Source organism: Paucibacter sp. Y2R2-4 (assembly GCF_025717535.1).
In the GTDB taxonomy this organism is placed as follows: domain Bacteria; phylum Pseudomonadota; class Gammaproteobacteria; order Burkholderiales; family Burkholderiaceae_C; genus Paucibacter_A.
In genome coordinates this window covers 637500-662818 of record NZ_JAJIRO010000001.1, presented here as the reverse complement: position 1 = coordinate 662818, position 25319 = coordinate 637500, and the positions used below count along the sequence as shown (strand labels likewise).

Here is a 25319-nt window from a genome sequence, read left to right as displayed (position 1 = left end):
CGTGCATTTTTCGAGCATTTGGCCGGAATGATTGAATCGCTGCGTACGCTATCCGGACGTTCGCCAATCGAAGCCAAGCAGGGTAGCGATTGTGCCGCCAATCAGGGGCTGGCTACCAAGCCCTGCTCTTGCTGTTGCCGTTCTTGTCGATCAAGTCGCAATAAATGGTCTTCGATGAAGTCCTTCTCGATCAGGCTGCGTTCCAATCTACCTTCCAGCGTCTGCAACTGTTTGCGCAGTTTCTGCAGCTGGCTCTCTCCGTCTTCGCTGCGCAGCAGGGCTTCTTGCAGCTGTGATTGAGCATGCTGCAGCAGTTGACGTTCGCGACCATTGGGCTCGCTGCGGGACTCGGAGTTGCTGCCAGAACGGGATCGGGAGTGGTGCAGCAGGCGTTCGGCCTCTTGCTGACGTTGCAATGCTGTGGCCAGTTGGTCTTGCAAGCGCCGGCGCTGTTGCAGCACGCGATCCAGCTCCACTTGGTGCAAACGGCGCCATTCCGCATAAGCCTCGGGCTGCATGCTGGCGGGTGAGTCGAGCGGGCGCAGCCTTTGCATATCGGGCTCGGGGCCGATGTCAGCGCTGGGTTCCGCATCCCAATCGGAGGAAGAGTGCCCCATGGACTCGCTGGATCCACCGCGTTGCCACAGGCGCATGCGTTCGGCCCGCTCCATCAGTCGGGCCAGCTCTCGTGCCACGCCTTTCAGTTCACGGCCGCTGTCGCGCGTGTCATTGAGCGCGCGCACGATGAACTGTTGTCGCCGCTGCTCGTGCGCGTTCATGCGCAGATAGCTCGCCACTGAGACGACGATGAAGACCGCATTGGCGCACAGCACCGCAATGCTGGCAAAGTCCTCCAGAGACATCGACGCGCTCATGCTCAAACCGTCAGCATGAAGCTCAAGCGCGCTTCGCCATGCACCCCCAGCGAATGAATGCGCAGGTGCAGGTCGGTGCGGCCTGCATTGGATTCGGTCAAACTGGCGAGCCGCTCCAGGGCTTGGCTGGACAGCCTTGCGGTGTTCAACGTTGGCTCGTCACTCGGACTGCGCTTCTTGAGCAAAGGCCCCATTGCGCGCATGAAGCGAGTTGCTTGCTCGATTTGTTTGTTGCTGGGTTTGCCGGCTTCGCGGGTACTTTGCATTTCCTGTGGGCTGCAGCCCGCGGCGAGGCCGCCCAGCATCCAGCAAGCCGGAAAGTCCAGCAGCCCCACGGCATAAACACCTTTGCGGCCGGCGCTGCCATACAGCGCGATCAGCTGCGGTCCCTTTTGCACAAAGGCCTCTTGGCTTTCTGCGCGAACCAAGTCGAAACCGCGCATGCCCAGATGGGCAAACAGGGCATGCTGTGCTTGAGCGAGCGATTCGATGGCTGCTTGCTCTGCCTTGTTTGTTGCGGCGACTTGCGTCTTGGCCGGGCTGTCGCTTGCGATCTTGTGGGTCGCAGCGGAGGTAGGAGCCAAGGCGCTTCGACCCAAACCCATGGCCACGGCATTGCGCAAGGCCTGGTTGTCAAAAGGCTTGTTGAGCACGAACAAGGCGCCATTGCTGCGCGCCTGCGCCTGGCATTCGGTGGCGCGGTCCGTGGTGACAAAGCCGACGGCGATATTGTTGTGCCCGGTTTGCCGCAAGGCTTGCAGCAACTCAATGCCGGAAACGCCCGGCATATGCCAGTCCGACAAGACCAAGTCGGGCTTGAAGGCCTGGACCTTGTCCAGCGCTTCAGCGCCGTCGTTGGCGGTTTGAAAATCCAGCTCACCCAGTTCTTCGCATTCGAGTACCCGGCGGATGATGGCCTGGATGGCTCGACTGTCGTCGACGATCAAGATGCGTTTGCCGACCGCATTCGCGCTAGCAGACATGATGGTGCCCTCGCAGTCATGGGTTCACCATGACTCCACTGTTCTTTCTTTGATTGGCTCCCTGATCCCCGCATCGTTTTTGACGATGGCCTGAGGTGGCCCATAACTGCTGAGCTCGATGGCTGCGGAGTGTCAGCGTAGTGGCGCTTGGCGATCGCTCAAAAAGCGGGGTGTTTCGCCGACACTTTGGCTCCCGAGGCCTATCTTGTGCGCAGGGCGCGCAATAGTTGGCGAAAGCTGGGGTGCAGGAAAGTTTCGATTTGTCTTTTTGCTCGGCGGCCCAGCGGCGATTTGTGGCGTGCATCGCACAATAGGCTGATGGAAAAAGTTGATGCAGTGGTGATAGGCGCGGGCGTGGTGGGCTTGGCTGTGGGGCGGGCTTTGGCGCAGCGGGGCATGGAAACTTTGGTTCTCGAGCAAGACAAGCAAATCGGCAGTGGGGTGAGTTCGCGCAATAGCGAGGTCATCCATGCGGGCCTGTATTACCCGCCGGGGTCTTTGAAGGCCAAGCTCTGCGTAGCCGGGCGTGACCTGCTGTACGGTTATTGCGAGGCGCACCAGGTGGCGCATCAACGTTGCGGCAAGCTGGTGGTCGCAACCGGGGTCGATCAACTGCCCGGCCTTCAAGCGTTGGCCGCCAAAGCCCAGGGCAATGGTGTGCATGATTTGCAATGGCTGTCTGCCACTGAGGCGCAAGCGCTGGAGCCCGCCTTGCGATGTGAAGCAGCCTTGCTGTCCCCGTCTACCGGGATTGTGGACAGTCACGGTCTGATGTTGTCTTTGCAAGGGGAGCTTGAGGCCGCAGGCGGAGCTTTGGCCCTGTGTTCAAAGGTGCTGCACATGCAACCTGAGGCTGGCGCCTGGCGGCTGACGGTGGAGTCCGACGGTGTCGAGATGGAGTTGTTGGCGCAACGAGTGATCAACGCAGCGGGCCTGTGGGCGCCGCAGTTGACTCAGCAGACCGAAGGTCTTGGCTCGGCCCATCAGCCCCAAGCGCACTTCAGCAAGGGCAGCTATTTTTCTTTGGCAGGACGTTCACCTTTTGAGCATTTGATTTACCCCTTGCCTCAAGACGCGTGGCTGGGCGTGCATTTGACGCTGGACTTGGCCGGGCAGGCGCGTTTCGGCCCTGATGCCGAATGGTTGGGCGAAGAAATCCGCAGCCCCGACCAACTGGACTACCAAGTTGATGCCGGCCGCGCACAAGCTATTTACGCGGATGTTCGGCGGTATTGGCCCGCTTTGCCGGACGCCTCGCTGCAGCCGGCCTACAGCGGCGTGCGGCCCAAGATTCATGGCCCGAATGAGCCCGCGCCAGATTTCCGTGTCGATGGCCCGGCCCAGCATGGTCTGCCGGGACTGGTGAACCTGCTGGGCATTGAGTCCCCGGGCTTGACCAGCTGCCTGGCCTTGGCCGAAGAGGTCGTGCAGCGCTTGGAGCTTGCCTGAGCTGAATCTCTGCGGCCCTGGTTGCCTAAGCCTCGGCCCAAGGAGGGCAAGACCTGACCCTGGACCCGCCCACCTTGGCGTCGCTGGCCTGAAGCCTTGGTTTCGACGCAATATGCTTAAGCCCCTGATTTATTGAGTTTTTTGTGTGTTGGCCGAGCAGTTGAGGCGCTAGAGTTGCCGGGTGTTCTTTGAACCGGGCCCATGATGCCGAAGCGCGTGTTCCGTCGCCTTTCGATTCGTCAGCGGATCTTTCTGCTTGCCCTGGTCGCTTTCTTGCCGGCGGCTTTGCTGCTGGTCGGTACGCTGCTCGCTGATTTGCAGCGCAGCGAGGCCGCAGCCCAAGACCGTTTGCGCCTGATGGCCGACGATGTGGCGGGGGGCTTGGAAAACACGCTTCAGCGAGCGCAAGCGCAGCTGACTCGCATTGCTGCCCGGCCACAGGTCAGGGCCTTGGACCCCACCAATTGCGATCCAGTGATCGCCAATTACGCGCAGATCAACACAGAGTTCAGCACCCTGGTGGTGCGAGATCTGGAGGGGCAAGTCGTCTGCTCCTACTTGCCGCGGGCCGCGCCGAGTCTGCCGCAGGCGAATGCCGCGTGGTTCAAAGAGGCGCTGGCGAAAGATGGTTTTGCGATGTCCGGCGCTGTGCTCGGGCAAATCAGTGGCCGTTGGATCTCTTCATTGTCGATGCCCATCTACGGCGACAGCGGTAAACGTGCTGGCCTGCTGCGCATCGCACTCGATTTGCTGCAAGTGAATGAGGAGTTGATGGCGGGCCAACCCCGGCACGCCCTGATCACCGTGGTCGATCAGAAAGGCAAGGTGCTGTTGCGATCCGAGGACTTGGCTCAGCATGTGGGCAAGCCCTTGTCGCCATCTGTTTTGCTTCCTGCTGAGGCTGCGGGTTATGGGGCAGGGCTCGCATCGAACGAGGCTGCAAGCGCCCCAAGGGGTTTAAGCAGTAGTTCGTACTCAATGCAGGCGGCGGGCTACTTCCATGCGCAAGACCAAGTTGGCCTGTCGCGTGTTTTTTACAGCCGACCCGTGGCCGGCGGTGAGTGGCGTTTGTTTGTGGGCTTGCCGGTGGACGAACTGTTCGCCGAGCATCGCAGCCGCCTGCAGCGCAGCGTGCTGCTTTGCGGTCTGGCCTTGGGTTTGGCCTTGGCGCTGGCTTTGCAACTAGGGCGCAGCATCATCCGGCCGCTGGTGGCGATGTCCAAGGCCTTGGATGCCGAAGCGGGCAAGCAAGGGGTGGTTCCTGCAGAGTTGGCGCATTGGGGCGAGATTGAGCGGGTCGGCTTTCTCTTGCAACAAGTGCTAGAGGCGCGACGTGATGCCGATGCTGCCTTGCGAGACAGCGAGGCCAGCTATCGCGTCCTGGTGGAGCATTCGCCTGATTTGATTGCCAGCATCGACAGTGCGGGCCGTTTTACATTCGTCAATAGCGCGACCGAAGAGGTCTTCGGTTTGCCGGCAAAGGACTGCATTGGACAATCGGCATTGAGCTTTGCTCATGCGGACGACCGTGAGCCGATGTTGCAAGCCTTGCGGGCGTGGCTGGATGCTGGCGCGGCCACGGGTCTGCGCTGGGAGAACCGCCAAGTCGGGCGGCATGGCCGCGTGCACTGGCTGCAGTGGCATATCTCGGCTCTGCGCGACGCGAGTGGCCATGTGCAAAGCCTCAGTTGTATAGGTCGAGATGTCAGTGCGGTGCGCGAGCAGCAGCGCTTGCTGAACGACACCCAGGCGATTGCCCACATCGGCAGCTGGCGCCTGGACGTCCGAAGTGGTGAGCGGACCTGGAGCAGTGAGACCTACAAGCTCTATGGCATCGAGCCTGGCTCGCCTTTGCCCTCTGCCTTCGGGCAGGAATATCAATCACTCTTGCATGTGGATGATTGGGAAGCGGTGCAGTCTTGGTTTGCCGTTTGCTTGTCGGGCCGCGACCCAGGGGGCATCGAGTTTCGGGTTCGTACTGAGGGGGGCGTCAGTCGTTGGCTCTTGGGCTATGGGGCGCTTGAGCGCAGCGCGGATGGTGAGCCCTTGAGTCTTTACGGCACGGTGCAAGACATCAGCGAACGCAAGTTGGCGGAAGAGCGATTGCGTCAAGCACAGAACTTCAGCGCCGCGGTGATCGACGCACTGACCGAGCATATTGCCGTCTTGGATGCGCATGGGGTGATCATGTCGGTCAATCGAGGCTGGGAAGAATTCGCCCGGCAAAACGGCTCGGCCACGTTGGCTACGAGCTCCATCGGCATCAACTATCTTGAGGTCTGCCGCGAGGCTGATCATCACCTTCAAGCCGATGAAGCCTTGCCGGCGCTGCGCGGTATTGAAGACGTGTTGGCGGGGCGCCGGACCGAGTTCAGCATGGACTATCCCTGCCACTCGCCCTCGCAAAAACGTTGGTTTCGTATGCGTGCCTTCACGCTGAAGCAGCAAGGCGGCGGTGCCGTGGTCAGTCATGAGGACATCAGTGCGCGTTGGTTGGCCGAGGAGGCGCTGGCGCAAAGTGAGGCCAGCTTCAAGAGTGCTTTTGAATGCTCGGCCATCGGTATGGCCTTGGTTTCGACCGAGGGCAGCTGGCTGCGGGTCAATGCCAAGCTCTGTCAGATGTTTGGCTATGCCGAAGCCGAGATGATGAGCCTGGACTTCAAGCGTTTGAGCTTGCCCGAAGACCTCGATTTGGACCTGCGCGAGATGCGCCGCACATTGCGCGGTGAAATCGATTCATACGTGATGACCAAGCGCTACTTCCACAAGGACGGTCATGTGCTGTGGGGCTTGTTATCGGTGGCTGGGGTGAAAGATCCGGCGGGGCATGTGCTGCATTTGGTGACACAGCTCAATGACATCAGCGAGCAAAAAAAGGCCGAACAGCAGCTATTGGCGGGCCGGGCAAAGTTGCGAGAGTCCGCTCAACACACGCAAGCCATCCTGGATCATATGAAGGATGGTGTGATCAGCATCGATGCCTCAGGCTTGATTTTGTCTTTCAGTCGTGCTGCCGGTGAAATGTTTGGTTATGCCGCTGAAGAGCTGATTGGGCGCAGTTTCTCCGTGTTGATGCCTGAGCCTCAGCACAGCCTTCAAGGCGAGCAACTGGTCGCTTACATCCGAGATGAGGCCCCCCATGTCGTGGGGCGCTCCTGCGAGCTCGAAGGACTGCGCAAAGACGGTAGCTTGTTCCCGGTGCTTTTGAGCGTTTCTGAATTGGCGACTGAGGGACAAGACACTTTCATGGGCTTGGTGCGCGATCTCTCTAGCCAGCATCAACATCAGGAGGAAATGCACCGCCTGGCTTTCTATGACCCGCTGACGGGCCTGCCGAATCGGCGCCTGCTGCTGGATCGGCTGGCGCAGGTTTTGCAAAATTCTGGGCGCAGCGGCGAGCATTCGGCCTTGCTATTGCTCGATCTGGACCACTTCAAGCTGCTCAATGACAGCCTGGGCCATGAGACTGGCGATCAACTGCTGCAGCAGGTGGCCGAGCGCCTGCGTGCCCAGGTTCGTGATGGGGACATCATCTCCCGTTTTGGCGGCGATGAATTCGTGGTCTTGCTGGAAGCCTTGGGGTCGAACAGCGAAGAGGCGGCCAAGGCCGCCGAGAGCGTGGCCGACAAGTTGCTGCAAATCTTGGCGCAGCCCTATGCCTTGCGCGGGCAAGAACATGTGTGCACGCCCAGCATTGGCATCGTGGTGTTCAAGGGCGAGGCGGAAAGCCGCCAAGAACTGCTGAAAAAGGCCGACGTGGCGATGTACCAGGCCAAATCGGGCGGGCGCAATCGGGCCTGTTTTTACGACCCGGTCTTGCAAGCCTCGGTGGCGATGAGGCAGAGCTTGGCCCACGATATGCGGCGAGGCTTGGCGGCGCAGGAGTTCACGCTGTACTACCAGGTTCAGGTCAATGCCTTGGGCGAGCCCGATGGCGTGGAGGCCCTGGTGCGCTGGCGTCATCCCACACATGGCTTGATGTCACCACTGTTCTTCATTCCTTTGGCGGAAGAAACCGGCCTGATCCTGCCGCTTGGGCAGTGGGTGTTGGAGACTGCCTGCGCCCAGCTGCGCAACTGGGCCGATGACCCGATGACCGCACCTTGGACCATGGCCGTCAATGTCAGTGCTTCTCAGCTGACCCAGGATGATTTTGTGGAATCGGTGGCTTCGGCCCTGCGGCGCACGGGGGCCAGCCCTTACCAGCTGAAGCTTGAGTTGACCGAAAGCATGCTGATCCACGACGTGGAAGACGTCATCACCAAGATGCGCGCCGTCAAGGCCTTGGGCGTGGGCTTCTCCTTGGATGATTTCGGCACCGGCTATTCGTCCTTGTCCATCTTGAAGCGCCTGCCGCTGGATCAGCTGAAGATTGACCAGTCCTTTGTGCGCGATCTGCTCACCGACCTGAACGACGTGGTGATTGCCCGGACCGTGCTGGCCCTGGGCCAGAGCCTGGGCTTGAAGGTGATCGCCGAAGGCGTAGAGAACGCCGGGCAGTTGGAGGTTTTGTCCACCATGGGCTGCCAGGCCTTTCAGGGCTACTACTTTGGCCGGCCGGTGCCCGCGCAGGAACTGCCGGCCAAGGACGATTCGCAAACCAAGCCCTCAAATTGAGTGCCGCGCGCGAGTGGCGCCATGTAAAAAATCAGCGGCTCGGATGGGCGCTAGGCCACTGAGTCCAGGCTAGTCCAACTGCCATCTTTCAACAGTTGGTACGGGCGGAAGCTGGTCTTGTAGGCCATCTTGGGGCTTTCGGCGATCCAATAGCCGAGGTAGAGATGGCTGAGCTTGAGATCGCGGGTCTGCTGGATCTGCCACAAGACGTTGTAGGTGCCGAAACTTGCATCTTCCTCGGGTTCATAGAAGGTGTAGACGGCTGAAAGCCCATCGTTGAGGATGTCCAGAATCGACACCATCTTCAAGACCAGGCTGCCATCGGCTTGGGGCTCGCGGAATTCCACCAGGCGCGAATTGATGCGGCTTTGCAGCAGGAATTGGGTGTATTGATCGACGCTGTCGTGGTCCATGCCGCCGCCTGAGTGGCGGCCAGTCTGGTAGCGCAAATACAGCTCGTAATGCTCTTGGCTAAAACCCAGCCGCATCACCTTGGCTTGCAGGTGTTGATGCTGCTTCCAGGCCCTGCGCTGGCTGCGCGAAGGCGCAAAGTCGGCCACCGGGATGCGCATGGGCACGCAGGCCTTGCAGCCTTCGCAAAAAGGCCGGTAGGTGAACAGGCCGCTGCGCCGAAAGCCGGCCGCCACCAAGCCGGAATAAGCGTCGGCGTGGATCAGATGGCTGGGCGTGGCCACTTGCGAGCGCGCCCTACGATCAGGCAGATAGCTGCAGGGGTAGGCCGCAGTCGCGTAAAACTGCAGTTGCGCCAGCGGAAGTTCCTTGGGGTAGGTCACGGTCAGAGAAGGGTTTGCCGATTGGTTTCGGCCGTATCAGTGGTCTTGGCGGTTTTGTCGGTGTCTGCGGCTTGATGCGTCGCAGCGGCTTCGCCTTCAAGCGTCAGTTCAGGTCTCATATCTTCGCCGCGCAAAGCCCACAGCGCCGGATGAAACTGCCAGTTGCTCGGTGCCGGCTGTGCAAGCACCCTTTGCAGATACGCCTCAAAGTCAGCCCGTGGCAACTCAGCAGCGCCCAGAGACGCCAGGTGTCGGGTGTTTTGCTGGCAATCAATCCAGGTGATGCCGTGGTGGCGGCACAGGCAGACCAGGGCGGTCAGTGCAATCTTGGAGGCATCGGTGCGCCGCATGAACATCGACTCGCCAAAGAACATGCGCCCCAGATTGACGCCGTACAGCCCACCGACCAGCTCGCCGTCGATCCAGGTTTCGATGCTGTGCACGCAGCCCTGCTGTGCGTTCCAGGCCAAGTAGGCCTCCTGCATCTCAGGCAGTATCCAGGTGCCTGATTGCCCCTCGCGCGGCGCGCCGGCACATGCCCGCAAGACTTCGGGCAAGGCGCTGTCGACACGGATTTCGCAGCCCGGTGTTCGAATGAAATGCTGCACCGTTTTGCGCAGCGAGCGCGCCAGTTTGAAATTGGCGGTTTGCAGCACCATGCGAGGGTCGGGCGCCCACCACAACGGCGGCTGTTGCGGCCCGTACCACGGGAAAATGCCACGCGAATAAGCAGCCCGCAGACGCTCGGGGCGCAAGTCACCGCCAGCCGCCAGGAGCCCAGGCGCATCAGAGTCTGGCCCCAGCGCGCTGTCGCTGGGCGGGAAGTCTTGCCTGGGGTCGTCGATCCATTGAATCATTGGCAGTATGGTAGCGTGACGCTTATGAAAATCACGGTCTACGGTATTCCCAATTGCGATACGGTCAAGAAAGCCCGCACCTGGCTCAGCGAGCAGGGGGTGGACTTCGACTTTCATGACTTCAAGAAACAAGGCGTGCCTGAAGCCCGGTTGGATCACTGGCTCGACGCCGTGGGCTGGGAAACCCTGGTCAACCGCAAAGGCACCACCTGGCGCGGCTTGGACGATGCCAGCAAGGCGGCGGTCGTCGACGACGCCAGCGCGCGAGCGCTTTTGCTTCAGCATGTCAGCGTGGTCAAGCGCCCGGTGGTGGAGTGGCCTGACGGCAAAGTCAGCGTCGGCTTCAAGGCTGAGGCCTTTGCTGAACATCTGGCCTGAAGATCATCGCCAGCGGCTCATCCCATGACTCAGCGTTTCGCGTCCTGCAGTTGCGGTCAGCTCACGGCGATGGTCGTCGGTGAACCGGTTCGGATTTCAATTTGCCACTGCTTGGCTTGCCAGCGCAGAACAGGCAGTGTCTTCGGCCAACAGGCCAGGTTTCATCGTGCAGACGTGTCGCTGGCAGGCGAGTCTCGCGAGTACCTGCGGGTGGGTGATGAGGGCTCCAGCATCCGCTTCCATTTTTGTCCTCAGTGTGGCGCGACCGTCTATTACGAGCTCGAAGGCCTGGCGGACTTTCTGGCCATCCCCGTCGGGGCCTTTGCGGACCCGAGCTTTCCTGCCCCATGGGTCTCCGTCTACGAGGACCGCAAGCATGCTTGGGTCACGCCTCCCGCCGATGCAGAGCACATTCCCTGAGTGGGAATAGCTCAACTGTTAAGCTCCGCGCACTTTTCTTCGCTCTCTTTTTTGCTCGCGCTCCATGTTCACAGGCATTGTTCAAGGCGTGGCCACAGTGGCCGCCATCTCCGACCGGCCCGGCCTTCGCAGTTTCACTTTGCAGTTCCCGCCGGGCTTTTGTGCTGGCCTAGAAATCGGTGCCAGTGTGGCCAGTGACGGCGTCTGCCTGACTGTGACCCGCCTTGAAGTGGAAGCTGAGCGCGCAGACTTTGATGTGATGCAGCAAAGCCTGAACCTGACCACCTTGGGGGCGCTGAGCTTGGGCAGCCGCATCAACGTCGAGCGCGCGGCGCGCGATGGGGCGGAGATCGGCGGTCACCCCTTGTCTGGCCACGTGGATTTCAAAGCGCAACTGCTGTCCATCCGTCAGCCAGAGAACAACCATGTGCTGCGCATTGGCGTGCCTGCGCCGTGGATGCGCTACATCTTTGCCAAGGGCTATATCGCCATCAATGGCGCCAGTTTGACGGTGGCTGAAGCCGGCCGTGAGCCGGGGGGCTCAGGCTGGTTTGAGGTCTGGCTGATCCCCGAGACGCTGCGCATGACCACCTTTGGCGACAAAGCCGTTGGCGCATCATTGAATATCGAAATCGAGCGCCAAACCCAGGTCTTGGTGGACACGGTTCGCGATGCGGTGGATGAGCGTCTGGGCCCCTTGTTGCCTGCACTCGAGAAGCTGCTGCTGCAACAGGGTTTGGACCTTGAGGATCTGGCTTTGGCGCCGGGCCTGCGCAAAGACGCTTGAATGCAGAGTGCCGCAGGGCGATAGCGCAAAAGGGGCGCGGCGTCTGCCTCGTGTCCCTTGAGTATTGCTCCAGTGCTGCCGGTCTCAGTGCGTATCGTCGGCCTGCGCCGGCCACACAATGCTGATCAAGACATCGGTGTGCTGAGCTTGGCTTGGGCCGATGCCGGCACCCACCAAGGCCAGTCGAGTGGCGGCCCCGCCTGCGAGTTCTCCTTCAAGCCGCAAGCGGACGGCTGCCGATTCTCGCTCTGCCATCGGTTTGCACAGCAATTGCAGGCTCAGCCCATGCGCCAGGGTGCTGATCCTGAGACCTGACAAAGCATCCGGACAGCCGCCCAGCAAATGCAGGGTCACCTCGGTCAAAGTGCGCGCCACGATGCGCGGCAATTCCGGCAAGGGGCCCTGGTGCAAGACCGGCAAGGATTGGACTTTGGGGTGGGTGCTGATCGCCATTTGCCGGCGCAAGTTCAGCAATAGTTCGTGATTGGAGTCCGCCGACGAGGCCGCGTCTCGTAAGTCGGCTTTGCTGGGTTCCGGAGCGCGATGCATATCGGCCAACAGCAGCTGCGAAGTTTCCAGTGCCGATTCGACGAACTCCTGGGCTTTGCGCTGTGCAAGGCGCCCGCGCTTGGAGCCAGGGCGACCCAACAACTCAAGCTGACTCAGCGCCAGCGACAGGGCCTTGGTCAGCTCCTCTTGCAAGCCCTTGGCCAAGCTGGGTGCGACTCGTTGCGGACCGGCAGAAATGGCCGTACGTGGGCCGTGTTCTTGCTGCATCGATGGCATGTGCTTCTCCCCTGAGGCCCAGTCCCGCGAGCTATTGAGGCCAAGCGCATCAACAGCAGGCAGCCTGAAAGCCAGGGGGTTGATGCTATCGACCGCCTGGCCGCGCTGTCAATCGATATGAATTGTTTTGAGTCAAAGTGATCGGCGTTTTGCTCAGTTCAAGGCGTAAAAACCTGAGGCGATCCAGACGAGGGGCAGGGTGAGGCCTAGGGTTTTCGGCAGGAGTTCGTTCAGCGTGGCCTCCTCCCCAAAAAGCAGAAAAGTTTGATGTGAATTGATCACAAAAGCGAGGCGGGCTCCTACACTGCGCTGCCATTCGGTCAAGCCGTTTATTGATTGAGCTTGGCCCGTGAGGAGTTTTATGGAAACACCGTCGCAAGCATCGAACACTGCTTTTTCCGGTCCTTTGCAAGCGCCCGCCTTGTCCACGGCGCAACAGCTGCGCGATTGGTGGGTCCATTCGGGGGCGGAGCAAGCCGCCGCGCTCGACGGTGTGCCGATTGGCCAACTGTTGAACCATTGTTTGCAAAGCTTTGAATGCGGCCATCCGGCAGCACAGCAGGAGATGGACTTTTTGCTGGTGCTGCTTGAGCGTTGGTTGCTTCGTTTTGAGGCCGATATCGCAGCCTTCCCCGAAGCTGCGGTGCCGGTGCTGCAGCGTCAAAAAGCACAGCTGCAGGCCACACGTTCGGCTCTGACCCAGATGCAGCAAGCCTTGCAAGGCTTGGCCGGCGAGTCGGGTGCATGCATGAGCCCTGCGGTAGACGAGGCGACAGCTGCAATAGCTTCCGCAGCGTCGCCAAGCGGCGCTTGGCTGCGCCACCGTGCACCTGTGCTGACCTGGGCGCTGCGGCGGCGCAGCGCCTCACATCCGGCACGCGGCTAGGTCTCGAGTCGGAGTCACTCAGTTTGCACTTGAGTCACTCAGCTGCCTCAGCTGCTTTGCTGTACCTTGGCGTGGATGCGCCGGCTGGTGCGCCAGACCATCCAGAGCACGGCCGGCATCAAGGCGCCGGCGCAGAACTCGGGATTGATCGGTAGCCCGGCTGATTTCAAGGCCTTGGCGACATAGAGCAAGAGACTGACCACATAGTAGGAAATCGCCGCAATTGACAAGCCTTCCACCGTGGTCTGCAAAGTCAGTTGCAGGTCTTGGCCGCGCGTCAACTTGGCCAGCAACTGCTGGTTTTGGTGTTCGGTGGCAATGTCCACCCGGGTGCGCAGCAAGGCGCTGACCCGCTCAATCCGCTGCGACAAGGAGGCCAGCCGCTGGCTGGTCGCCGCCACGGTGGCGATCGCGGGTGAGAGCCTTCGCTGCATGAATTCGCCCAAGGTTTGGGTTCCGGGAATGGGCTTTTCGCGCAGTTCGATGATGCGCTGGCGCACCAAGTTGGCATAAGCCTCGGTGGCCGCGAAACGATAGGCATGCTCGGCCGTGGCGCGCTCCACGCGCGCCGCCACATGGATGAGGGTGTCCAGCAGGTCGCCCTCAGAGGCGAGCCTGGCTTCCAGCTTCAGCGTCACCTCGGCCAGCTCGGCCTCGGCCTGCGCCAGCACGGGCGCCAACTCCTTGGCCACAGGCAGGCCACGCAAGGCCATCAGGCGGTAGATCTCCAACTCCAGCAGTCGCTGCGAGATGCGGCCGGCTCGGGTCGGGCTGGTGCCCTTGGGGGCCAAGACCAACATACGCTCAAAGCCGCTGGGCCGCAGCCGGAAATTGCTCACCACCATGGAGTGGCCCAGACCCGGCGTTTCTTCCGAATTGCCCATCATCGAACCCAGCACCGTGCGGCCACCAAACCATTGCTGGGCCAGTGCGAGCGCGGCTTCCGGTGGCTTGATGTCGTGCTCCAGCATGACGAGCTCGACGGCGGCCACCGTGCGACCGGGCAGGGTGCGCAGCCAGTCTGAGGCCACGGCCATACCGCTGAGTAGCTCGGGCTCGGTCGCGCCGAGTTTGGCGTGTTCGGGCAGCGCTTGGACGATGGCATAACGGGTGAATTCGCCGTGTCGCTCCCATTTGACGGTATGGCCTTCACCGCGCAGGCGCAAGAAATTGCCTTGCATCTCGCCCAATTGCAAACCCTCCTGGCCAGGCAGGCGCCGCAGGTGTTCGCATTCCTGCTCGCGGCTCACGCCTTCATTGAGCAGGGCCACCGTGATGACCAAGGCCGGCAAGCGGATCCGCGCGGAGGGGCGGGCGTGAACTTCGTCGTGAAGGATCAGACGCAGGGCGTCGTCGGGTGGCAAGACCCCGGGCTCAGCGAGTGGGGGCTTGTGCGGTAAAGCAGGCGAGGGAGCTTGAGTGGACATGGCGAAGCGGCTTCATGTGGGGACCGAGGGAGAAAACTACCGGCGGGCGGCGCGAGTTTCTTGATTCGCCTTGTCGCAAACATGGGTGCGCCGGCAGGTGATGCCGGCGCACAAAGCCAATTCGCCGAGCTTGCTGTGTCTTGGGTGAACGCAGCAAGCCCCTGGGGCCCAGTTTAGGCCAGGTTGCGCAACTCGCGCAGCGCCACCGAGAGCATGGCCAGATCCACGCCCTGGGCCTCGCTCAGTTCGGCGAGCAGCTTTTGCGCGCGCTCCAACGCATCGTGGTTGCGTTGGTCCCAGTCGGCCAGCATGGCGCTTGCATCAGCCTGCGCCTCAGCGTTGGACCCGTTGCCCAGCACATCAAGCGCAATCGAGCGCTGCAAGCCCGAGAGATCATCGCCCAGCGCGGCTTTGGCCTGGGTCTGCCAATAGCTGCCGGCCGGCAAGGCTTCGATTTGCTGACGCAGGCGCTCCAGGCCCAGGCGTTGACCCAGGCTGGCATGCACCTCGCAAACCACCTCCAGCGATTGCTGGGTGGCGTCGGCGATCTCGGCAATGTCCAGGGCCGCAAACAGCGAGTCAGCACTGACCACTTCTTGCGCAATCTCGGCCGGCACGCCGGCGGCAATCCAGGCTTCGGCGCGCGCCGACATGGCTTGGTCGGCCACCAGGCGGCCGCGCAGGGTTGCCACTGCGGGCGCAAAGCGTTTGAACAGCGCCTCCATCGGTTCGTTCAGGCGCCGCGAGCGCAAGAACCAGATGGTGGCGTGGCTGCCCAGGCGGCCCAGATCATTGATCATCTCGGCTTGCACTGCATCGGGCACCTTGTTGTCCAAGGCCTCGATCTTCAGCCACATCGGCACATAACCAAACACTTCCCGGGTGGCCAGATAAGCCCGCACGATCTGCGCCGGCTTGGCGCCGCAGGTTTCGCTGAGGCGGTGCACAAAGGTTGAGCCCACCCTGTTCAACATGCTGTTGAGCACATGGGTGACGATGATCTCGCGCTTCAGCGGGTGGCGTGGGATGTAGCCGGCGAACTTCTCGCGCAGCAATCCGGGGAAGTAACGCTCCACCGCGGTGCCAATCCAGCCGTCTTCGGGCAGGTCCGACGCCATCAGCTCATCTGACAGCCACATCTTGCTATAGGCCAGCAGCACCGCCATCTCAGGCCCGGTCAGGCCCACGCCGCGCGCCTTGCGTTGCTGGATTTCTTCATCGCTGGGCAAGAACTCGATGGCCCGGTTCAAGAGGCCAAGCTTTTCCAAGAAGCGGATGAAGCGCGCTTGCTGGTCGATCAAGGCCACGCCTTGGCGGCCGGCGATCGACAGGGCCTGGGTCTGGAAGTAGTTGTCACGCAGCACCAGCGCGGCGACCTCGTCGGTCATCTGCGGCAGCAAAGTGTTGCGCTGCTTCAGCGTCATCTCGCCGTCGCCCATGGCCAAGCCCAAGAGGATCTTGATATTGACCTCATGGTCGGAGGTGTCGACACCGGCGGAGTTGTCGATGGCATCGGTGTTGATGCGCACCCCGTGCAGCGCGGCTTCCACCCGGCCGCGTTGGGTGCAGCCCAGGTTGCCGCCTTCGGCGACCACCTTGCAGCGCAGCTCCGCACCATTGATGCGTAAGGCGTCGTTGGCGCGGTCGCCCACATCGGCATGCACCTCGCTGCCGGACTTGATGTAGGTGCCAATGCCGCCGTTGTAAAGCAGATCAACCGGCGCCTTCAGAATGGCGCTGAGCAACTCATTTGGCGGCAGCCGATCGGCGGTGATGCCCAAGGCCTTTTGCGCTTGCGGCGAGATCGGAATCGATTTTTCTGAGCGCGCCCAAACGCCGCCACCATCCGAGATCAGCGAGGCGTCGTAGTCGGTCCAGGCCGAGCGGGGCAGCTTGAACAAACGCTCGCGCTCGGCAAAGGAGGTGGCCGCAATCGGGTTCGGGTCGATGAAGACATGGCGGTGGTCAAAAGCCGCCAGCAAACGGATATGGGGCGACAGCAGCATGCCGTTGCCGAACACATCGCCGCTCATATCGCCCACGCCGACGACGGTGAACTCTTGGCTTTGGGTGTCGACGCCGAGTTCGCGGAAATGGCGCTTCACCGATTCCCAAGCGCCACGCGCGGTGATGCCCATGGCCTTGTGATCGTAGCCGACGCTGCCGCCGGAAGCGAAGGCATCGCCCAGCCAATGGCCGTACTCGGCGCTGACCGCGTTGGCGTAGTCAGAGAAGGTGGCCGTGCCCTTGTCGGCCGCCACCACCAAATACGGGTCATCCTCGTCCTTGCGGATCACTTGCGGCGGCGCCACCACTTGCGAGCCGGCGTAGTTGTCGGTCAGGTCGAGCAGGGCGCGCAGATAGTCTTGGTAGCAGCTGATGCCTTCTTTCATGAAAGCGTCGCGGTCCGAAGCGGGCGGCGCCTTCTTCAGCACAAAGCCGCCCTTGCTGCCGACCGGCACGATGACGGTGTTCTTCACCATCTGCGCCTTCACCAGGCCCAGCACCTCGGTGCGGAAGTCTTCGGGCCGGTCCGACCAACGCAGGCCGCCACGGGCGACCTTGCCGCCGCGCAAGTGAATGCCTTCAAAGCGTGGCGAGTAGACAAAAATCTCATACAGCGGCCGGGGCTCCGGCAGGCCCGGCACCTTGCGCGAATCGAGCTTGAAGCTGAGGAACTGACGGCGTGGACCGGCTGCACCGCTGTGGCCGACGCCGGTGCGCCAGAAATTGGTGCGCAGCGTGCATTGGATCAAGGCCAGCAACTGGCGCAAGACCCGGTCTTCCTGCAGATTGGAGACCTTCTCCAGCGCGCGCTCGATGCCATTGACTTGGGCGTTAGCGCCCAGCTCATCATGGGCTTGCGGATCAAAGCGCAGCTTGAACAAAGTCACCAGCATGCGGGCGATGCGCGGGTGCGCGGCCAGCGTGGCCTCGATGGCCGATTGAGAGAGCGCAAAGCCGATTTGACGCAGGTATTTGGCGTAGGCGCGCAGCACCACGATCTCGTCGTTGGACAAGCCCGCGCGCAGCACCAAGCGGTTGAAGTCGTCGTTCTCAACCTCGCCGTTGAAGACCCGGGCGAAGGTGTCTTCAAACAAGCGCGCCAGGGCTTCGGGTTCGATCTCATCCGAGACGCTGGCTTGCAGCTCGAAGTCATGCAAGGACACGGCCGCGCCGGCGTTGCTGGCGTCGGCAATGCGGTGGTTGTGCTCGCCCAGCACTCGCACGCCCATATGTTCCAGCATCGGCAGGCTGTCGGACAAGACCACGGCGCCGCCCATGCGGTAGACCTTGAAGCCCAAGGTGCCGGGCTCGGCCCCAAGCGGCCGGTAAAGGGCTAGGGCCAGCGGTGATTCGGGGCTCAGGCTGGCGAGCTTGACCACATCGGGTACGGCGGCGCGGGCGCTGATGCGCTCGCGGTAGCCGGCCGGGAAGCCGGCACTCCAGCGCTTGAACAATTCCAGGCCGCGGGCCTCGCCTTCGGCGTCGATCAGCGCATCGCGCAAATCGTCGTCCCAGCGGCGTGCCGCGGCGGTCAGTTTGGCCTCCACATCCTTGCGGTCAAACACCGGCACCTGGCCCGGCGTGGTGCGCACGGTGAAGTGGATGCGGGCCAAGACGGCGTCGCTCAACTGCACATCGAACTCGGCGCTGCTGCCGCTGAAGACCTGCATCAAGATCGCTTGGAACTTGATCCGCATATCGGTCGAGTAGGCCTCGCGAGGCACATAGACCAAGCAGCTGAAGAAGCGGTCAAAGGGGTCGCGGCAGACGAAGAGGCGCAGGCGCTGGCGCTCACCCAGGGCCAGGATGCCCAGCGAGGTTTCGAACAACTCATCATTGGAGATCTGGTAGAGATCGTCGCGCGGATAAGTCTCCAAAATGTGTTGCAGGGCCTTGGCCAGGTGGCCGCCCGGCGGCAGACCGGCGCGCTGGGTGATGGCGTCCACGCGCTGGCGCAGCAGCGGCGTCTCGGAGACGCGGGCGCTGTAGGCGGTGGAGGTGAACAGACCGATGAAGCGATGTTCGCCAATCACCTCGCCGGCGGCGTTGTATCGCTTCACGCCCACGTAGTCGGTGTAACCGGCGCGGTGCACTGTGGAGCGGGTGTTGGCCTTGGTGATGACCAGAATCGGCGAGGGCGCACGCGCCAGAGCGCGGGCATTCTCGGGCAGGGCCGAGAAGCTGGCGGAGAGCTTTTCTTGCTCGGTTTCACGCAACAGGCCGAGGCCACTGCCGGGCAGCAGGCGCAGCGCATCGGCGCCCTTGTCCACAATCAGCTCATGGGCGCGGTAGCCCAGCAAGGTCATGTGGTCATCGGCCAGCCATTGCAAAAAGGCCAGGCTTTCTTGCACTTCGGCGGGGTTCAGCGAGGCGGGCGCTTTTTCCATCTCGGCAATGGCGGCGCGCAGCTGGCCCACCATGGGTTGCCAGTCTTGCACGGCGGCGCGTACATCGCCCAGCACTCGCTCGATGCCGGCCAGCAATTCGGCGCGCTGCTGCGCGTCGATGATGCGATCCACCTCGATATGCATCCAGGATTCGCGTTTGACATTGGCGGCTTCGGCGCCTTCGCTGCGCGGGCCAATTGCCTTGAGTTGGCCAGCCTCGTCACGCTCGACCGCAAAGATCGGGTGCACGATCAAATGCAGGGTTAAGCCCTGGCGGTTGATCTCGATGGTGGTGGTGTCCACCAAGAAGGGCATGTCGTCATTGACGATGTCGATGACCGAGTGGCGTGAGGCCCAACCGTTGTCGGCCACGCTGGGGCTCAATACCCGCACCAGGGTCTGGCCCGGCTGGCGCTTGGCGCCGAACTGCAGGTGTGAGAGCAGGGCGCCCAGCAGGTCTTCCGGCGAGCGAGACAGCAAGTCCTCGGCATCGACACGGCGGAAGTACTCGCGCCCAAAGTTTTCGACCAGGGCCCGTTGTTCGGGCGCTTGTTGACGGGTGGCGGCCAGGGCCATTACCGCATCGATCCGTTCGCGCTGTAGCGCGTTGAGAGGGTCAGTCATTGCTTGTCTCCTTGGAACCATGAGTGTGCCTCAGCGTCACGACCTCAAAAACAACAGCTGGCCGAAAAGACCGGCCTTCTTAAATTTCATTGCCCGGTCTGTGGCCGTGTTTGTTGCGCCGTGATCCAGGCGTCAACCTTGCGATCCAGCAGGTCCAGCGGCAGCGCGCCGCCGTCCAACAACATATCGTGATAGGCCCGGATATCAATGCTCGGGCCTAGCGAGGCCTCCGCTCGGCGGCGCATGTCCAGTACCCGCAGCTGGCCGATTTTGTAGGACAGGGCTTGGCCCGGCCAGCCGATGTAACGGTCGACTTCGTTGACGATATCGACCTCGGTCTTGGCCGCATTGGCGCGGAAATAGTCAATCGCTTGCTGGCGCGACCAGCCCAGCGCGTGCAGGCCGGTGTCTACTACCAAGCGCACGGCGCGCCACATGTCGTAGGTGAGTTGGCCAAAGTGGGAGTAGGGGTCTTGGTAGAGGCCCAACTCAAAGCCCAGGGTCTCGGCATACAGGGCCCAGCCTTCGAGGTAGGCGTTGTAACCGGCAAAGCGGCGGAACTTGGGCAGGTCTTGCTGCTCTTGCGCCAAGGCGATCTGCAAGTGATGGCCGGGCACCGCCTCATGCACCGTCAGCACCTCGATCTCGTACTTGGGTCGCATCTCGGGGCGGTAGAGATTGACGTAGTAGAAGCCTGCGCGCAGGCCGTCGTCCGAAGGGCCGCTGTAGTAGGCGGCCGTGGTGTTGGGCGCGCTGGTCATCGGTATGGCCCGTAGACCATAAGGCGTACGTGGCAGCTTGCCAAAGAGCTTGCACAACTCGGGCTCGATCTTCTTGGCGCACATCACATAGGCCGCAAACAGCTCTTCGGCCGATTGGCAATAGAACTGCGGATCGCTGCGCAGGAATTCAAAGAACTGCGCCAGGCTGCCCGAGTAGCCCAGGCCGTCCATCACCCGCTTCATCTCGGCATGGATGCGGGCCACTTCGTCCAAGCCAATCTGGTGAATCTCTTGGGCGGTGAGCCGGGTGGTTGTGTGGAACTCGATGCGGTTTTGGTAGTAAGCCAAGCCCTCGGGGGTGTCGCTGATGCCCACCGAGTCGCGGCAGGCCGGCAGGTATTCGTTTTCAAAATAGCTTTTGAAGGCTTGGTAAGCGGGCAGGACGGCTTGCGCGATGACGGCCTTGGCCTCGGACTGCAGCCGCGCAATGGCGGAATCACCCAAGCGAGCCGGCAGCCGAGCGAAGGCGCTGAAAAACGGGCTTTGGCTGGGGTCGGCCTGCACCTTGGGATCGACCTGCATCTGCAACTGCGGCAGCACCCGCTCCATCAGCAAGCGCGGCTGGGTGCGGCCCTCAAGAGCGGCCTGGCGCAGCAGGGCGCTGTACTGCTCAAGATAGCGGGGCAGGCCACGCAAGCGCTGCAGCCAGACTTCCACATCGGCCACGCTGTCCAGCGGCATGATCTCGGCCAACTCATTCAGGCTTTGCGGCCCTTCACGCGCGCTGATGGCATAGGCCAGCGGCTGAAAAGGCAGCACCGCCAAGCGCGCTTGCAACTCATGCTGGAAGAGATCGAAGTTCAGCTGCTCCTCAGCCGGCAGGGGTTCGCGAGGTAATGCTTGCAGCCTCGCCAGCGCATCGCGGTTCGCGGCCTCGCTGGCGGCCAGGGCGGAGGGGCTCAGGTCGGGCCACAGGGCGTTGAATCGAGGGTCACCGATATAGCTGGCGGTGATGGGGTTCTCAGCCAGCTCGCGCTCCCAGCATTCGGCAAAGAGGGCGTGCAGTTGCTGGACCGCTTGAGAAGTTTCGGAAATGGTTTGAAGCATGGGCGAAGGGGACATCAAGAGGAGCTGGGGCAGCGCTTCACAATATTTTTCAATCAGGCAACACCTGGCCCCCAGGGCGAACGGCATCATCCTAGGCATGAAAAGCCTATCCGTCTATGGGAGCGCTGCGCCGAGCCGCCGACTGTTGCTACAGGGTCTGTTGGCGGGCCTGAGTCCGGCGTTGACCTGGGCCGCCAGTGCGCGCGCTGTCAGCGCACCCATGGAGGTCTTGAGCGCCGAAGAGCGGGCCTTTCACGCGCTGAACCGGCTGGGCTTCGGCCCCAGCCCGGCTGAGGTGAGCGCTATGCGACGGCTGGGTCCCGGGCTTTGGCTAGAGCAGTTTCTGCAGCAACAGATGCAGTCGGCGTCCTCCTTGCCGCAGGATCTGCAAGCGCAGTTGCAGGCGCTGGAGACCTTGAGCCTGAGCCAGGCGGCCCTGCTGGCTCGCTTTCGCCAAGCGCGCGAGCTTGGCAAGAAGAGCGGCAAGGATGGGGAGAAGTCCGCGCCGGCTGCCGCGCAGCAAGAACAGGCGATGAAGTCGGCGGAGCAAAGCCGACGCGACTTGATTCGGCCCCTGGTCTTGGAGGCGTCCAAGCAGCGCCTCTTGCGGGCCTTGGCTTCTCCGGCGCAGTTGGAAGAAGTGTTGGTGGACTTCTGGTTCAACCACTTCAATGTCTATGCCGGTAAAGGACCTGTTGGGGCCTTGGTGGGCAGCTATGAGCGCGAGGCGATCCGGCCTTTTGTGTTCGGCAAATTCCGACAGATGCTGGGCGCCGTGGCCAAGCATCCGGCCATGCTGATTTATCTGGACAACGCGCAAAGCGTGGGGTCGGATTCGGCCGCCGTGGCCCGCGCCCAGGCGCGGCGCGCCCGCATGGGGGATAGCGCCGCGCCGCGTGCCTCGGGCCTGAATGAAAACTATGCCCGCGAGTTGATGGAGCTGCACACCTTGGGCGTGGACGGCGGCTACACCCAGCGCGATGTGACTGAACTGGCTCGCATCTTGACCGGCTGGACGGTGGACTACCGCGCGGTGCTGCGCGCTGGCGAGTCTCAGCGAGCTTCCTTGTTCATTTTTGACGCGGCTCGCCATGACGGCGGCAGCAAGCAATGGTTGGGCCGACAGGTGCAGGCTGCCGGTCAGCAAGAGGGCGAAATGGCGCTGGATGTGTTGGCTGCCCATCCCGCTACGGCGCGTCATTTGGCCTTTAAATTTGCGCAAGCCTTTGTCAGCGATGTGCCGCCGCCGGCCTTGGTCGCGCATCTGGCTGAGCGTTTTTTGCAAAGCCAGGGCGATCTGCGGGTGCTGGTGCAGAGCTTGTTGGATTCAGAGCAGTTCTGGAGCCGAGAGGCCTTTCAGAGCAAGATCAAGTCGCCTTACCGTTACCTGATCTCCAGCCTGCGCGCCAGCGGCGTCCAACTCGATGACGCACCGGGTGCGCTGGCCCATCTGGCTCGGGCCGGCATGCCTTTGTACGGCGCGGCCACGCCGGATGGCTACAAAAACACCAGCGAGGCCTGGATGAACCCCGAGGCCTTGGCGCAACGCATGCAATGGGCGCAACGCCTGATCCGTGCTGGCCGCAGCGCCGGCAGCGGCCAGCTCAGCAGCAACGATCTGCAAGTCACCTTGGGCGCCAGCCTGTCTGAGCGCAGCCGCCAAGCTCTGGCCTCCGAGCCGGCGGATTTGCGTCTGGCCCTGCTGCTGGGCAGCCCAGACTTCATGCATTTTTGATGAGAGGCCTGCCTTCATGACTACACGGCGTCGGTTTCTGGGGCAAGCCTCAGCGTTCACCACGGCTTCCGCATTTGCTGTTGGCGCGGGCTGGAGCTTCAAGGCCTGGCCGGCAACGCAAGTTGGCGCCCCGGCCTCGGGCGGCGGTGCGCGCAAGTTGGTGGTATTGATGTTGCGAGGCGCGATCGATGGCCTCAGCGTCGTCGTGCCTTTTGAAGACCGCGACTACCAGGCGTCGCGCAGCAACATTCGCTTAGGCAGACCGGGCGAGCCGGGCGGCGTGATGCGCTTGAATCGGCAGTTTGGCCTGCACCCCGCCTTGGCCCGATTGCTGCCGCTGTGGGAGTCTCAGAGCCTGAGCTTTGTGCACGCCAGCGGCTCTCCGGACGCTAGCCGATCGCACTTTGATGCGCAAGACTATTGGGAGAGCGGTACGCCTGGTGTCAAAAGCACGCCGGATGGCTGGATGAACCGCCTTTTGGCCACGCTGCCGGGGCCGGCCTCGCCGACGCGGGCGCTCAGCATGGGGGCAACGCCGGCGCGCATCTTTTCGGGCACGGCGTCGGTGGCGAGCTTGGGCCTGGGGCCACGCGCGCTCGACAGCAAGGCGATCGACGACCCGCGCTTGCAGGCCGGCTTGGCCAAGCTTTATGCCCAAGACCCGGGCTTGTCGCGCAGTTTGCAAGACAGCCGCGAAGGGCGAGCCGAGATGCAGCGCAGCATGGCCAAGGCCAGCCTTGACATGGGGGCGCATGAAGGCTCGCGCGAGGGTTCGAGTGATGTTTCCAGCGCCCGAGCCGCGCAATTGGCCTCACAAGCCGATCAAGGCGCTGCGTCGGCGCGCTCTTTTGCCGCCGATGCCCGGCGCATGGGCCAGCTGATTCGCCGTGACCCGCACACCCAGCTGGCCTTCACCTCGGTGGGCGGCTGGGACACCCATGTGAACCAGGGCGGCGCCGAGGGCCAGTTGGCGAACAAACTGGCCAGCCTGGGCGAAGGGCTGGAGGCGCTCAGCCAGGGTCTGGGCGATGCGATGCGCGACACGGTGATCGTGGTTTGCAGCGAATTTGGTCGCACCTTGCGGCAAAACGGAACCGGCGGCACCGACCATGGCCGCGGCAATGTGATGTGGCTGATGGGCGGCCCCGTGGCGGGCGCTCAGGTGCTGGGCGAATGGCCGGGTTTGGACTCGGCCGCCTTGGTGGAGGGGCGCGATCTGGCGGTGACCAGCGACTTTCGCCAGGTCTTTGCGGCCCTGCTGCAGCGGCATCTGGGTGTGCCGGATGCCAGCTTGGCTCAGGTGTTCCCCGGGCTCAGCGGCAGCTGGCGTGATGGTGGACGGATTCTGCGGGCTTGAGACTTTTTGCTCAGTTTTTGCGGCGGGGAAAATCCCTAGCGCAGGCTGGCCAGGAATCTGCCGCTGCTGACCTAGACTGCCCTGATGCAAGAAGCATCAGAAAGCAAAGCAAACCTTTTGGCTCGACGGCGTTGTTTGGCTACGGCCACGGCACTGGGTGTCGCTGGGCCAGTTTGGTCTTTGGGCCTTGCCGGCGCAACTGCAAACACCACAGCGAGTGCCGTTACTAGCGGCGCGGCCAGTGCCTCTGCGTCGGGGGCGCAGAGCAAATCGGCTGCGATGATGACGGTGCGGCACGATATGCAGCCCTTGCAAGGCGAGGAAGATTCCTTTGCGCTGGCGGTGCTGACCTTGCTGCTGAACAAGACGGTGCCCAGTCATGGCCCCTATCGTTTTGATCCCGTACCGCCGCGCGACAACATCACCCAAAGCCGCACCATGCTGGAGTTACGCAGCGGTGAATTGGATGTGGTGGCCAGCATGAACTCGCGCGCCCGAGAGGCCGATGGCCTGCAGGTGCGCGGCTGTTTGCGTCGCGGGCTGAACGGTATTCGCCTGCCCATCTGCCTGGCGAGCCGCCAGGCGGAATTTGAAGATGTGCAGACGCTGGCGCAGGCGCGCCGTTTCAGCATTGCTCAGGTAGCGCATTGGCCGGATGCGGCGGTGCTGGAAGCCAATGCCTGGCGCGTGCAGCGCCTTCCCAAGCTGTCGATTTTTCAGGCCATGTTGGAGCGGCGGCGCTTTGATTTGTTCGCGCTGGCTTCGGACGAGGCTTATGGCATCGTGGATGCGCTGCCGAATCTGGTGGTGCTCAAGCAATGGGCGATTGCCTATCCCTCGACCTTTGCTTTCATGGTCAGCCACAAGCGCCCCGAGTTGGCGGCCAGGCTGCGCCAGGGATGGCGAGTGATTCAAGCGGATGGCAGCTTTGAGGCCCTGCATGACAAGGCGGTCGGCTGGCAGGTGCGCAAATCACAGCTGGCCGAGCGGCGCTGGCTGATCCTGGACAACCCCGACCAGCCGCCCGAGAGCCTGCAGCAAGACCCGAAACTCTGGCACCCGCTGGTGCGGCAACGGCTGATTCAGCCGCTGCTGCGTAAATCCTGAGCTCAGGCCCGAGC

General features: G+C 62.4%; 17 protein-coding genes. 9 read left to right on the top strand and 8 right to left on the bottom strand.

Features of this window, described 5'->3' with window-relative positions:
* Positions 1 to 101 precede the first annotated feature (101 nt).
* Together LNV06_RS02855 and LNV06_RS02850 are read right to left on the bottom strand one after the other, a co-directional pair.
* Positions 102 to 863: a hypothetical protein gene (locus LNV06_RS02855; protein ID WP_263536721.1), complete on the bottom strand. Its 762-nt coding sequence runs from the start codon at positions 861 to 863 to the stop codon at positions 102 to 104.
* Positions 864 to 877: 14 nt separating this feature from the next.
* Positions 878 to 1858, bottom strand: coding sequence for a response regulator (locus LNV06_RS02850; RefSeq protein ID WP_263536720.1), 981 nt, complete (start codon positions 1856 to 1858; stop codon positions 878 to 880).
* 318 nt (positions 1859 to 2176) lie between these two features.
* Here LNV06_RS02850 and LNV06_RS02845 point away from each other — a divergent pair, with 318 nt between their 5' ends.
* Entirely contained in the window at positions 2177 to 3307 is a 1131-nt protein-coding gene (locus LNV06_RS02845) for an NAD(P)/FAD-dependent oxidoreductase (protein ID WP_263536719.1), read from the top strand.
* 201 nt (positions 3308 to 3508) lie between these two features.
* Entirely contained in the window at positions 3509 to 7924 is a 4416-nt protein-coding gene (locus LNV06_RS02840) for a bifunctional diguanylate cyclase/phosphodiesterase (RefSeq protein ID WP_263536718.1), read from the top strand.
* A 50-nt stretch (positions 7925 to 7974) separates the two neighbouring features.
* Here LNV06_RS02840 and LNV06_RS02835 read toward each other — a convergent pair whose 3' ends face one another.
* Positions 7975 to 8718 carry an arginyltransferase gene (locus LNV06_RS02835; RefSeq protein ID WP_263536717.1) on the bottom strand — a complete coding sequence of 248 codons (744 nt, stop codon included), beginning with the start codon at positions 8716 to 8718 and terminating at the stop codon, positions 7975 to 7977.
* A gap of 2 nt (positions 8719 to 8720) precedes the next feature.
* Positions 8721 to 9575, bottom strand: a complete 855-nt coding sequence (gene aat, locus LNV06_RS02830) for a leucyl/phenylalanyl-tRNA--protein transferase (protein WP_411970041.1) — start codon at positions 9573 to 9575, stop codon at positions 8721 to 8723.
* A 24-nt stretch (positions 9576 to 9599) separates the two neighbouring features.
* Here aat and LNV06_RS02825 point away from each other — a divergent pair, with 24 nt between their 5' ends.
* From LNV06_RS02825 to LNV06_RS02815, 3 genes are all read left to right on the top strand, one after another.
* Positions 9600 to 9953, top strand: coding sequence for an ArsC family reductase (locus LNV06_RS02825; protein WP_263536716.1), 354 nt, complete (start codon positions 9600 to 9602; stop codon positions 9951 to 9953).
* Positions 9954 to 9977: 24 nt separating this feature from the next.
* Complete coding sequence (locus tag LNV06_RS02820) at positions 9978 to 10373, top strand: GFA family protein (protein ID WP_318013420.1); 396 nt, start codon at positions 9978 to 9980, stop codon at positions 10371 to 10373.
* Between the two features lie 64 nt (positions 10374 to 10437).
* Complete coding sequence (locus LNV06_RS02815) at positions 10438 to 11160, top strand: riboflavin synthase subunit alpha (protein ID WP_263536715.1); 723 nt, start codon at positions 10438 to 10440, stop codon at positions 11158 to 11160.
* Positions 11161 to 11244: 84 nt separating this feature from the next.
* Here LNV06_RS02815 and LNV06_RS02810 read toward each other — a convergent pair whose 3' ends face one another.
* On the bottom strand, positions 11245 to 11946 hold the full coding sequence (locus LNV06_RS02810; RefSeq protein ID WP_263536714.1) for a hypothetical protein: 702 nt from the start codon (positions 11944 to 11946) through the stop codon (positions 11245 to 11247).
* Positions 11947 to 12307: 361 nt separating this feature from the next.
* Here LNV06_RS02810 and LNV06_RS02805 point away from each other — a divergent pair, with 361 nt between their 5' ends.
* A complete protein-coding gene (locus LNV06_RS02805; protein WP_263536713.1) occupies positions 12308 to 12832 on the top strand; it encodes a hypothetical protein in 525 nt (174 codons plus the stop codon).
* Between the two features lie 47 nt (positions 12833 to 12879).
* Here LNV06_RS02805 and LNV06_RS02800 read toward each other — a convergent pair whose 3' ends face one another.
* From LNV06_RS02800 to LNV06_RS02790, 3 genes are all read right to left on the bottom strand, one after another.
* Positions 12880 to 14259 (bottom strand): DUF3422 family protein, encoded by a 1380-nt coding sequence (locus tag LNV06_RS02800; RefSeq protein ID WP_263536712.1) that lies wholly within the window; start codon positions 14257 to 14259, stop codon positions 12880 to 12882.
* A gap of 173 nt (positions 14260 to 14432) precedes the next feature.
* Complete coding sequence (locus LNV06_RS02795) at positions 14433 to 19277, bottom strand: NAD-glutamate dehydrogenase (protein ID WP_263536711.1); 4845 nt, start codon at positions 19275 to 19277, stop codon at positions 14433 to 14435.
* Positions 19278 to 19363: 86 nt separating this feature from the next.
* On the bottom strand, positions 19364 to 21106 hold the full coding sequence (locus LNV06_RS02790; protein WP_263536710.1) for a DUF885 domain-containing protein: 1743 nt from the start codon (positions 21104 to 21106) through the stop codon (positions 19364 to 19366).
* Positions 21107 to 21203: 97 nt separating this feature from the next.
* Between LNV06_RS02790 and LNV06_RS02785 the strand changes: the two genes are divergently transcribed.
* From LNV06_RS02785 to LNV06_RS02775, 3 genes are all read left to right on the top strand, one after another.
* Positions 21204 to 22841 (top strand): DUF1800 domain-containing protein, encoded by a 1638-nt coding sequence (locus tag LNV06_RS02785; protein WP_263536709.1) that lies wholly within the window; start codon positions 21204 to 21206, stop codon positions 22839 to 22841.
* Positions 22842 to 22857: 16 nt separating this feature from the next.
* Positions 22858 to 24198 carry a DUF1501 domain-containing protein gene (locus LNV06_RS02780; RefSeq protein WP_263536708.1) on the top strand — a complete coding sequence of 447 codons (1341 nt, stop codon included), beginning with the start codon at positions 22858 to 22860 and terminating at the stop codon, positions 24196 to 24198.
* Between the two features lie 279 nt (positions 24199 to 24477).
* Positions 24478 to 25305, top strand: a complete 828-nt coding sequence (locus LNV06_RS02775; RefSeq protein ID WP_263536707.1) for a transporter substrate-binding domain-containing protein — start codon at positions 24478 to 24480, stop codon at positions 25303 to 25305.
* Positions 25306 to 25319 lie beyond the last annotated feature (14 nt).

Bases quoted from the DNA above. Each gene is read 5' to 3' on its own strand.
- LNV06_RS02820 (WP_318013420.1), top strand. From the start codon at position 9,978: ATGACTCAGCGTTTCGCGTCCTGCAGTTGCGGTCAGCTCACGGCGATG.
- LNV06_RS02850 (WP_263536720.1), bottom strand. From the start codon at position 1,858: ATGTCTGCTAGCGCGAATGCGGTCGGCAAACGCATCTTGATCGTCGAC.
- LNV06_RS02805 (WP_263536713.1), top strand. From the start codon at position 12,308: ATGGAAACACCGTCGCAAGCATCGAACACTGCTTTTTCCGGTCCTTTG.
- LNV06_RS02790 (WP_263536710.1), bottom strand. From the start codon at position 21,106: ATGCTTCAAACCATTTCCGAAACTTCTCAAGCGGTCCAGCAACTGCAC.
- LNV06_RS02845 (WP_263536719.1), top strand. From the start codon at position 2,177: ATGGAAAAAGTTGATGCAGTGGTGATAGGCGCGGGCGTGGTGGGCTTG.
- LNV06_RS02810 (WP_263536714.1), bottom strand. From the start codon at position 11,946: ATGCCATCGATGCAGCAAGAACACGGCCCACGTACGGCCATTTCTGCC.
- LNV06_RS02815 (WP_263536715.1), top strand. From the start codon at position 10,438: ATGTTCACAGGCATTGTTCAAGGCGTGGCCACAGTGGCCGCCATCTCC.
- LNV06_RS02775 (WP_263536707.1), top strand. From the start codon at position 24,478: ATGATGACGGTGCGGCACGATATGCAGCCCTTGCAAGGCGAGGAAGAT.
- LNV06_RS02840 (WP_263536718.1), top strand. From the start codon at position 3,509: ATGATGCCGAAGCGCGTGTTCCGTCGCCTTTCGATTCGTCAGCGGATC.
- LNV06_RS02825 (WP_263536716.1), top strand. From the start codon at position 9,600: ATGAAAATCACGGTCTACGGTATTCCCAATTGCGATACGGTCAAGAAA.
- LNV06_RS02795 (WP_263536711.1), bottom strand. From the start codon at position 19,277: ATGACTGACCCTCTCAACGCGCTACAGCGCGAACGGATCGATGCGGTA.
- LNV06_RS02785 (WP_263536709.1), top strand. From the start codon at position 21,204: ATGAAAAGCCTATCCGTCTATGGGAGCGCTGCGCCGAGCCGCCGACTG.
- LNV06_RS02780 (WP_263536708.1), top strand. From the start codon at position 22,858: ATGACTACACGGCGTCGGTTTCTGGGGCAAGCCTCAGCGTTCACCACG.
- LNV06_RS02855 (WP_263536721.1), bottom strand. From the start codon at position 863: ATGTCTCTGGAGGACTTTGCCAGCATTGCGGTGCTGTGCGCCAATGCG.
- aat (WP_411970041.1), bottom strand. From the start codon at position 9,575: ATGATTCAATGGATCGACGACCCCAGGCAAGACTTCCCGCCCAGCGAC.
- LNV06_RS02800 (WP_263536712.1), bottom strand. From the start codon at position 14,259: ATGTCCACTCAAGCTCCCTCGCCTGCTTTACCGCACAAGCCCCCACTC.